The organism is Staphylococcus kloosii (genome assembly GCF_032139365.1).
In the GTDB taxonomy this organism is placed as follows: Bacteria; Bacillota; Bacilli; order Staphylococcales; family Staphylococcaceae; genus Staphylococcus; species Staphylococcus kloosii_A.
Genome location: NZ_JAVTDB010000024.1, coordinates 1 through 9,273, shown reverse-complemented (window position 1 = coordinate 9,273; position 9,273 = coordinate 1). Strand labels below are relative to the sequence as shown.

At 33.5% G+C, this 9,273-nt stretch carries 9 protein-coding genes and 1 tRNA gene; all 10 read right to left on the bottom strand.

Going from position 1 to position 9,273, the window contains the following annotated elements:
- Window positions 1-927 precede the first annotated feature (927 nt).
- The 10 genes from RPL90_RS02840 to RPL90_RS02795 all read right to left on the bottom strand — a co-directional run bounded on the left by RPL90_RS02840 (window position 928) and on the right by RPL90_RS02795 (window position 9,057).
- A complete protein-coding gene (locus RPL90_RS02840) occupies window positions 928-1,617 on the bottom strand; it encodes a flavin reductase family protein (protein ID WP_313543908.1) in 690 nt (229 codons plus the stop codon).
- Window positions 1,618-2,116: 499 nt separating this feature from the next.
- Window positions 2,117-2,608, bottom strand: coding sequence for an immunodominant staphylococcal antigen IsaB family protein (isaB, locus tag RPL90_RS02835; RefSeq protein ID WP_313543894.1), 492 nt, complete (start codon window positions 2,606-2,608; stop codon window positions 2,117-2,119).
- Window positions 2,609-2,789: 181 nt separating this feature from the next.
- The gene (locus RPL90_RS02830; RefSeq protein WP_313543878.1) at window positions 2,790-2,969 is read right to left on the bottom strand and encodes a hypothetical protein; all 180 of its coding nucleotides are present in this window, start codon (window positions 2,967-2,969) and stop codon (window positions 2,790-2,792) included.
- A 400-nt stretch (window positions 2,970-3,369) separates the two neighbouring features.
- Window positions 3,370-3,443: transfer RNA gene (locus RPL90_RS02825), tRNA-Arg, on the bottom strand.
- Between the two features lie 324 nt (window positions 3,444-3,767).
- Window positions 3,768-4,277 carry a metallophosphoesterase gene (locus tag RPL90_RS02820; protein ID WP_313543863.1) on the bottom strand — a complete coding sequence of 170 codons (510 nt, stop codon included), beginning with the start codon at window positions 4,275-4,277 and terminating at the stop codon, window positions 3,768-3,770.
- A complete protein-coding gene (locus RPL90_RS02815) occupies window positions 4,262-4,858 on the bottom strand; it encodes an XTP/dITP diphosphatase (protein ID WP_313543846.1) in 597 nt (198 codons plus the stop codon). The genes RPL90_RS02820 and RPL90_RS02815 overlap by 16 nt, the downstream gene beginning before the upstream one ends.
- Window positions 4,833-5,666, bottom strand: coding sequence for a glutamate racemase (gene racE / locus RPL90_RS02810; protein ID WP_313543830.1), 834 nt, complete (start codon window positions 5,664-5,666; stop codon window positions 4,833-4,835). The genes RPL90_RS02815 and racE overlap by 26 nt, the downstream gene beginning before the upstream one ends.
- Before the next feature lie 142 nt (window positions 5,667-5,808).
- The gene (sdhB, locus tag RPL90_RS02805; protein WP_313543813.1) at window positions 5,809-6,630 is read right to left on the bottom strand and encodes a succinate dehydrogenase iron-sulfur subunit; all 822 of its coding nucleotides are present in this window, start codon (window positions 6,628-6,630) and stop codon (window positions 5,809-5,811) included.
- A 2-nt stretch (window positions 6,631-6,632) separates the two neighbouring features.
- Complete coding sequence (sdhA, locus tag RPL90_RS02800) at window positions 6,633-8,396, bottom strand: succinate dehydrogenase flavoprotein subunit (RefSeq protein ID WP_313543799.1); 1,764 nt, start codon at window positions 8,394-8,396, stop codon at window positions 6,633-6,635.
- A gap of 49 nt (window positions 8,397-8,445) precedes the next feature.
- Entirely contained in the window at window positions 8,446-9,057 is a 612-nt protein-coding gene (locus RPL90_RS02795; protein WP_313543786.1) for a succinate dehydrogenase cytochrome b558 subunit, read from the bottom strand.
- Between the last annotated feature and the right edge of the window lie 216 nt (window positions 9,058-9,273).

The following is a 9,273-nucleotide window of genomic DNA, read 5'->3' as shown; positions in this document are numbered from 1 at the left end:
TAGTAAAAATTTTAGAACAACAAACAAAAAAGGCAACCTATAGGTTGCCATAACAGAATGAATGTCTATTTAAATCAAATGTTAGCATTTGATTGTGTATCATTGTTTGAGCAGAACAATGATACTAGAGAACTTAAGTGTACAAATCTCATAAATATTTGTAACACACTCGTAATATAACATTAATTAAATAGAAATAAAACTCCTAACGCCATTTAGTAAATTTAAATATATATGCCATGAAACACTATTAAAATTACATGTTTCGATACACGATTAAACTATTTACAATTAAGTATTTATATTTAGAAATATTGCTCGCTATTACTCTACCATTTCACATTTTTTTATTTGCTAATCTATTTTAATATTTTGCATTTTCTTGTTCTCAGCTTCTTTACTCAATGTGTTATATTCGTTAATATGATTCAGTTTATAAAACCAAGGCTAAGCGCCCTTCTTGTCGTCAAATTTTGAAACAATAGCATATTCTAATTTAGTTTTTAATCTTACTTTTCCAAACTTCCGCACCTTTGACCCTTGAAAACTTACTAGACATTCTTTAGCATAACTTGCTCTCTTATCTATAATAGAACCAACTTCAAAATCCTTAGTTGATAACGACTGGACTTGGCCTATTTTTAAAGATAGTTTTAATCCTACCAAAATTTTTATAGACTACGTCGTATATTAAACAACTTATTGAATAAGTTAACGAAAATATGACTCCTTTAGAGTCGCGGTAGACTCTGGTATATTAAAGTTTTTTCTTATCTAAGGGCCATAGGGGCGCTGTTTAAAAATCTACACATTACAACAATACTAGCTATGAAAAAAGATTGTTGTTATTTTATTATAGTTCAATCAAAAACTCCTATACTAAATATAAGTATAGGAGCTATTCAATAAGTTTATTAAATAAAGCGTCTATTCTTCATCGCTTTGATTATCAAAATTTCTACCTTCTAACCCAGCTAATTCTTCTTTAGAAGCTGCTGGCGCCTTCATTTCAAATATTTCATTTATTACTGTATAATCGTAATACCCTAAACGTGCAATAGGCTTAATTGATTTAATATCTAGTTTCCCATTATCTAAAATAATGTCGTCTTTAATATGAACTTGAGCGACTTTACCAATAACAATATCTACAGTAGAAACAGGATCGCCAGTAGGTATTCTTATGGTTTGTACATATTCACACTCAAATTGTACAGGTGATTCTTGAACACGGTGACCTGGAGCTTCAATGCATGTTTCTTTGGAAACCCCGGCAAATTCAAACTCATCCACATCAGGCGCTAAAGCCTTAGAGGATAAGTTTACCGCTTCTCTTAAATCATATGTAGCCATATTCCAAACAAACCATCCAGTTTCTTCAGCATTTTTAACTGTATCCTTACGTTCATGATCCCCTAATACTGATTGGTTTGCTGCAAACATCACCATAGGTGGGTCCCATGTTAAATTTTGATATTGACTGTATGGAGCTAAGTTATCTTTCCCTTCTTTAGAAGTTGTAGATATCCATCCTATCGGTCTTGGAATAGTACTACTCTTAAATGGATCATGTGGTAATCCATGACTACGTACTCCTTGTTTTGGTGAATAATTCATATTAAATACCTCCATTTCATTAATTTTATGTATTTTCGTATACAATGAGTCAATTTTAATTACAATAACTCTCTAGTAATACGCATAAATAGTTTAAAATAGTAAAATTGCGTGCCATCCAATATATTTACAACAAAACAATAATTACTCACATAAACTGATGCGTAATTATGAGTAAAGTCTATTAATTGAGAACCCTTTTTGTTTCTCATTAAAGTTGTACCCTATAATACAATATCAAAACTAAATTTTTATATTCTAATTAGCCACATACTTGAATAATTATAATGGCCCCCTATGAATCGCATTAAAAGGTGTACACGCTATGTATAGATATCGTGCAAACATATTCACAAAATAAAACCCACCTAGGAGGTGGGTAAAAAAAGATTTTGAATTTTATATATGGCGAAGTGTGGCTATAGGACGAATTGTCAATTATCAGCGGTGATGTCCCAGGCTCGAGTAGACATTCAGATGTCTACTTAGTTAAAATATATTAACTATTAATTTGTACTTCCGTTACATATCCATCATTTATATAGAATTGAACTAATTTATCCCCAACTTTATATTGTTGGTCCAAACCATGAGATGTTTTATTTGGCATTCCTATAGGTTGGCCATATGCTTTTAATAAATCATCTTTTGAAACTGTTTTACCATCTAATTTAAAATTAACTGAGTCTGCTTTTTTATCACTAGTTTTGTAAAATGTTTGGTCGTAAGCATTGACCTCTTTGCCACTGTTAGATGAATTTTCAGTAATCTTATAGCCATTAATCGTTAAATTATCATATTTAAGCGACTGAATAAAATCTTGATTTAAAACAAAATCGCTACTTGCTGATGTATATCCTGTATAATTATAATAAGGTGTTTCTGCTGCTTGTGCTTGTGTATGTGTATTATCAGAGTTGACTAAACCAAATCCCACTACTGAACTAAAAACAACGCTACTTGCTAGAGTAATCTTTGCAATACTTTTCATAAGAAACGCCTCCTAAGTAGTTTTGAATCATACACGATTCCCCTTAAGCTTATACTAACTTTATATCTCATGCAACTAATAGCAAAATATTTCAAATAGCCTAAAATTTAATTTCACCAAAAAAATAATTAATTAGTGAGTAATGTAGATAGTTTGGATGATTTAAGTAGTATTATAATTTTCATTTAGTTTTCTTTGTTTGATAATAATTAGTTAGAAAAATACCTGTAGTAGCACATGCTACACCACCTATAATTCTAGCAATCCAAATGTTCATAGACGCACTATCTAAAAGCATTAATACAATATTACCAACAAAAACTGACACACAAATTAATAATAAAATTCTTAAAGCAACCATTTTATACTCCCGTTTATTTTTTTGGTCATTATATTATACAATTTAATATTAACAAAAAAATAGATCAAGTACATATGTACTTGACCAGTGTTTTTCGTATTTAATACTACTTTAGCGTCTGCAATCTTACTAAGCGGGCACAAGCTGTCTCCCGTACTCAAATTAGTTAGATGTTTAAATTTCCCACACCAATAACCCTTAAATTTTTTAACTTGTACAATAGCTACCCATTCACTTTAACCATTAAGCCATGTGCCTAGTTAAACGACTGATAAATATAAGCCTGCACCATGTTTAACCTAACTGATGAATGCGGTATAACGAATAACATCAATATACAACAAAACCCCGTTACATCAACGTTTTGTTAAACGAAGCATAACGAGGAATTGGTAATTAGCGTCCTGGGAGGGATTCGAACCCCCGACCGATGGCTTAGAAGGCCATTGCTCTATCCAGCTGAGCTACCAGGACATGACATTTTTGAACACAATAAATATTATATCTAAAGGTGTATTATAAAGCAATACTTTTACGGGCAAAAATAAAGATGATTTTTCACTATTATAGCTTATTTTCCACATTTAGAGCTTTTTGAATATTATTATATTAAAAATAATGTTATAAAAGAGGGCGAGACATCATTGTCTTCAGTCTCTATTTTTATATAAGCAGTAGATGACCGAATTGAAAGCGCACTTGTATTAAGCTTCTTTCAACTCTATTCATCCTTACCGGGGCTGGACTACAAAATTTTTTAAACAAATAATATTTTTGTCCTCATCCCTCCCTGCTATTTTAAATAGCGAAATTAGTAGCATCAATCACTTGATGATCACGATTTCGGAAGTTAAGCGTAGCAGCGGTATTATCATCATTAATAATTAACTCAGCATATGTTTCTTCGATATTGCTTCTAGATTGTGAAATACTACCTGGGTTTATCACATGAATACCATCAATTAACTCATACTTAGCTACATGTGTATGACCATAAAAAGCAAATTGACAATCTTTACTTTTGGCGGTTGCGGCTAATCTTTCACGAGATTGATTGACTTGGTATAAATGGCCATGTGTAACATAAGCATTTATTCCATTGTCACTAACCGTTAAATCGTTAGGAAATTCTGGATAAAAGTCTGTATTACCTTTTACTCTATGAAAATAACTTAACTCCGTATCATCGTAAGTAAATTCTGAATCTCCTAAATGTAATGCTACATCTACGTCGTCATATTGCTTAATAACATCAAATAAAATACCTTTTTCAATATGATTGTCACTTACAATTATCCATTTTGCCATTCGTTTTCACCTTCTATATAACTTTGTAATTGAGCGATGGCTTTCTTTCTATGACTGATTTCATTTTTATCTTCTGCTGACATTTGAGCTAAGGTTTTATTTTTTTCTGCTACATAAAATATAGGATCGTAACCAAAACCTTCTACACCGATTTTATTAAGTGTAATTTCGCCAGTTAGTTCGCCTCTAAATTGTATAGTTTCGCCTTCAGCAGTCGTCATACTAATAACACAAACAAAACGTGCTTCACGGTTAGTGTTATTGCCTAATTTGTCTAATACTTTTTCTATATTAGCGTCGTCATCTTTCTCACTACCTGCATATCTTGCAGAGTAAACGCCGGGCTCTCCATTTAATGCCATAATTTCCAAGCCACTATCATCTGCTATAACAGTTTTATTTACAGCTTGTGCACCAGCTTCAGATTTAAGCTTTGCATTTTCTTCAAAGGTCGTACCTGTTTCTTCAACATCAAAGTCTTCAATTAAATCACTAATGGGTATTATATTGAAGTCTGAAAAAATAACTTTAAAGTCATTGAGTTTACCTTTATTATTAGATGCTATGACTATATCTTTCATTTGTAACCTGCTCCTCTACATTGACTTTTTCAACTTCTACAGTCATATTTAACCACTCTTTAATGATTCTTTCGATGTGTTCAGTATCTCCTGTAGCCAAAAATTTATGTTCCGGATTTTTCTTGTAGCCTGCGTGTTCATTACTGAATGTTAGTAATGCACTTACTTCTCTGGCAGTTTCTAGTCCTGATGATATGACAGTCTTCGTACCATCAAAATAGTCGTAAATATATTTATATAATAATGGATAATGCGTACAACCTAAAATTACAGTGTCAGCCTTACTATTACGCCATTGCTTTAAAGTTTGGTGAATGACGATGCTTGTAATGGTTGGGTCTTTATATCGCATTTGCTCTACTAATGGTACAAATCCAGGACATGCAATACCCGTCACTTCTACATTAGGATTAATATTTTTTATATGGTGACGATACGCTTCAGACTTAACAGTACCTTCTGTTCCTAAAATTAAAACATTTTGGTTTTGTGTCGTCATGATAGCAGTTCTTGCGCCCGGTTCAATAACACCAATTACTGGTATTGTTAATTTTTCTTGTAGTACGTCTAAAGCAACTGCTGTAGCAGTATTACATGCGATGACTAACATTTTAATATCGTATTGCATAAGTTTCTCTACAAGTTGTATTGTAAACTGTTTAACCTCTTCACCAGATCTTGGGCCATACGGACATCTTTTAATATCACCTAAATAATAAATTGTTTCGTTAGGTAATTGTCGTATGATTTCACTAGCAACGGTTAAACCACCTACTCCAGAATCTATAACTCCAATTGGTTTATCCATAAATGCCTTCATCCTCATAATGTTAATAATTTTTATTGTAGCACAGAAGTTTTGGTATGTTCACTTATCATACTTAAAAATTTAACGAACAATACGAAAAAACCAACATTTGTAATAGTTACAAATGTTGGTTACAGAGTTATTAATAAACTTGATGGTCTGAACCAAAGAATGATTTAAACATATGGAATGATGTTTCTCTATTTAATGCTGCAATTGAAGTAGTCAAAGGAATACCTTTTGGACAAGCATTTACACAGTTTTGAGAATTACCACATGCTTGTAATCCTCCACCACCCATTAAAGCTTCTAATCTTTCATCCTTGGTCATAGACCCAGTTGGATGTAAATTGAATAATCTTACTTGAGATATTGCTTGTGCACCGACGAAATCATTATTTTGAGTCACGTTAGGACAAACTTCTAAACATACCCCACAAGTCATACATTTTGAAAGCTCATAAGCAGTTTGACGTTTTTTCTCAGGCATACGTGGACCAGGGCCTAAATCATAAGTACCATCGATTGGCACCCATGCTTTCATTCGTTTTAAGTTATCAAACATTCTAGAACGATCCACTTGTAAGTCACGAATAACAGGGAAAGTGCTCATTGGTTCTAAACGTATAGGTTGTTCTAAGTAGTCAACAATTGCGGAACATGATTGTCTCGCTTTACCATTGATGACCATTGAACAAGCACCACAGACTTCTTCAAGACAGTTCATATCCCAAGTAACAGGTGTCGTTTTTTCACCTTTACTATTTACAGGATTTCTTCTGATTTCCATTAAACATGCAATAACGTTTAAGTTTTCACGATATGGAATTTCGAATTCTTCCATGTATGGTTTAGAATTATCATCATCTTGACGTTTGATAATTAATTTAATCGTTTTTTGCTTATTGCTTTGTTCTGTACTTTGAACATCTTGTACGTCGTTTGCTTCTTTAGTTTCTGCCATGATTATTTACCTCCTTTAGACTTAGCCGTATAGTCACGTTTACGAGGTGCTACTAAACTTATATCTACATCTTCATAAGTGAATTTAGGATCTTGGCCTTTACCTTGGAACTCAGCTAAAGTTGTTTTCAACCACTCTTCGTCATTTCTATCTGGGAACTCAGGTTTGTAGTGTGCGCCTCGAGATTCGTTACGGTTATATGCACCAATAGTAATAACTCTTGCTAGTTCTAACATGTTCCATAATTGGCGAGTAAAGAATACTGCTTGGTTACTCCAAGTTTGTGTATCTTCAATATCAATATTATTGTAACGTTCCATCAATTCTTGAATTTTCTTATCAGTTTCTAATAATTTATCATTTTCACGTACTACAGTTACGTTAGCAGTCATAACTTCACCAAGTTCTCTGTGCAGTTTATAAGCATTTTCGTCGCCTTTCATTTGCAGTAACTTGTCGAATTTTTCTTGCTCTTCACGCACTCTACGTTCAAAAATTTCATCATCTAAATCTTCGTAAGAAGTTTCGATATTTTCGATATACTTAATAGCATTAGGTCCGGCAACAGTACCACCATAAATTGCAGACAGTAATGAGTTCGCACCTAAACGGTTACCACCGTGTTGTGAGAAGTCACATTCGCCAGCTGCAAACAAACCTTTAATGTTAGTCATCTGATCGTAGTCTACGTATAAACCACCCATTGAATAATGGACAGCAGGGAAAATCTTCATAGGTACTTTCTTAGGATCATCGCCAGTGAATTTTTCGTATATTTCAATGATACCACCAAGTTTAACGTCTAATTCATGTGGATCTTTATGTGAAAGATCTAAATAAACCATGTTTTCTCCGTTAATACCTAATTTTTGGTTAACGCATACATCGAAGATTTCACGAGTCGCAATGTCACGAGGCACTAAGTTACCATAGTCAGGATATTTTTCTTCTAAGAAGTACCAAGGTTTACCATCTTTATAAGTCCAAATACGGCCACCTTCACCACGTGCTGACTCACTCATTAATCTTAATTTATCGTCGCCAGGAATTGCTGTTGGGTGAATTTGAATAAACTCACCGTTTGCATATAATGCACCATCTTGATATGCAATAGATGCCGCTGAACCCGTATTAATCATAGAGTTTGTAGTTTTACCAAAGATGATACCAGGTCCACCTGTAGCCATAATGACGGCGTCAGCACCGAATGACTTAATTTCAGAAGTCGTAAGGTTTTGCGCTACGATACCTCTTGCCATATTGTCATCATCTTTAACTATGCCTAAAAATTCCCAGCCTTCAAATTTGTTTACAAGACCATCTACTTCATGACTACGAACTTGTTCGTCTAAAGCGTAAAGTAATTGTTGCCCTGTAGTTGCACCTGCGTATGCTGTTCTATGATGTAATGTACCTCCGAAACGTCTGAAGTCTAAAAGACCTTCGTTAGTTCTGTTAAACATAACGCCCATACGGTCCAATAAATGGATGATCTGTGGCGCTGCATCTGTCATTGCTTTTACTGGTGGTTGGTTTGCTAAGAAGTCCCCACCGTATACTGTGTCATCAAGGTGAACTGCTGGAGAATCTCCTTCACCTTTTGTATTTACTGCTCCATTTATACCACCTTGGGCACAAACAGAATGTGAACGTTTAACAGGCACGATGGAGAACAAGTCTACATATGCACCTTGCTCTGCTGCTTTAATTGTTGCCATCAGACCGGCAAGTCCTCCACCGACAACAATAACTTTCTTCTCTGCCATACTATGTCACTCCCCTAAAATGTATCTAAAACCTAATTTAATTTAAATATTATAAGAACGCTAAGATTGCACTAATACCGATGTAACTTACTACTAAAAATACAATTAATGATACCCATGTGAACACTTGTTGAGATTTCTTAGATTGCAAGACACCCCATGTAACTAAGAATGACCATAACCCGTTTGCAAAGTGGAATGTCACAGATAACGTACAGATTATGTAAAAGATTAACCACAATGGATTTGAAACGATGTCATGAACTAAATCAAAGTTTACCGGATGTCCCAAAGCTACTTGGATACGTGTTTGCCATAAGTGAATACCGACGAAGACGAAAGTAATTACACCTGTAATTCTTTGTAATAAAAACATCCAGTTTCTAAATTGTGAATAATGTCCTACGTTTTCTTTTGCTGTAAAGGCAATGAAAACGCCATAGACACCGTGGTAGAAAATAGGAATATAAATAAATAAAAATTCCAAAACAATTAAAAATGGTAAAGATTCCATGAATCCCGCTGCTTTATCAAAAGCAGACGCACCTTTAGTTGCTTGATGGTTTACAAGTAAATGCACAAGTAAAAAGCCACCGATTGGAATTACGCCTAATAATGAGTGTAAGCGTCTTAAATAGAATTGATTTTTCGTGTAAGCCAAAAGGAAGTCCCCCCTGAGAAACAAATAATTTATTTGATTTCTTTTTTACAATTACGAACGTTAACCAAATAAAAATTATTAAGAACAAAAACATGAAACTTACATGAAAACTTGTTTCAATGTAAGTTCGACGTTTCAATTGTTAATAATTTAAATATCACACTATATAAATTGATTTTAAAATTAAGTGATAATACTTCTCAATTAGAAAACGCT

Bases quoted from the DNA above. Each gene is read 5' to 3' on its own strand.
- RPL90_RS02840 (WP_313543908.1), bottom strand. From the start codon at position 1,617: ATGAATTATTCACCAAAACAAGGAGTACGTAGTCATGGATTACCACAT.
- isaB (WP_313543894.1), bottom strand. From the start codon at position 2,608: ATGAAAAGTATTGCAAAGATTACTCTAGCAAGTAGCGTTGTTTTTAGT.
- RPL90_RS02830 (WP_313543878.1), bottom strand. From the start codon at position 2,969: ATGGTTGCTTTAAGAATTTTATTATTAATTTGTGTGTCAGTTTTTGTT.
- RPL90_RS02820 (WP_313543863.1), bottom strand. From the start codon at position 4,277: ATGGCAAAATGGATAATTGTAAGTGACAATCATATTGAAAAAGGTATT.
- RPL90_RS02815 (WP_313543846.1), bottom strand. From the start codon at position 4,858: ATGAAAGATATAGTCATAGCATCTAATAATAAAGGTAAACTCAATGAC.
- racE (WP_313543830.1), bottom strand. From the start codon at position 5,666: ATGGATAAACCAATTGGAGTTATAGATTCTGGAGTAGGTGGTTTAACC.
- sdhB (WP_313543813.1), bottom strand. From the start codon at position 6,630: ATGGCAGAAACTAAAGAAGCAAACGACGTACAAGATGTTCAAAGTACA.
- sdhA (WP_313543799.1), bottom strand. From the start codon at position 8,396: ATGGCAGAGAAGAAAGTTATTGTTGTCGGTGGAGGACTTGCCGGTCTG.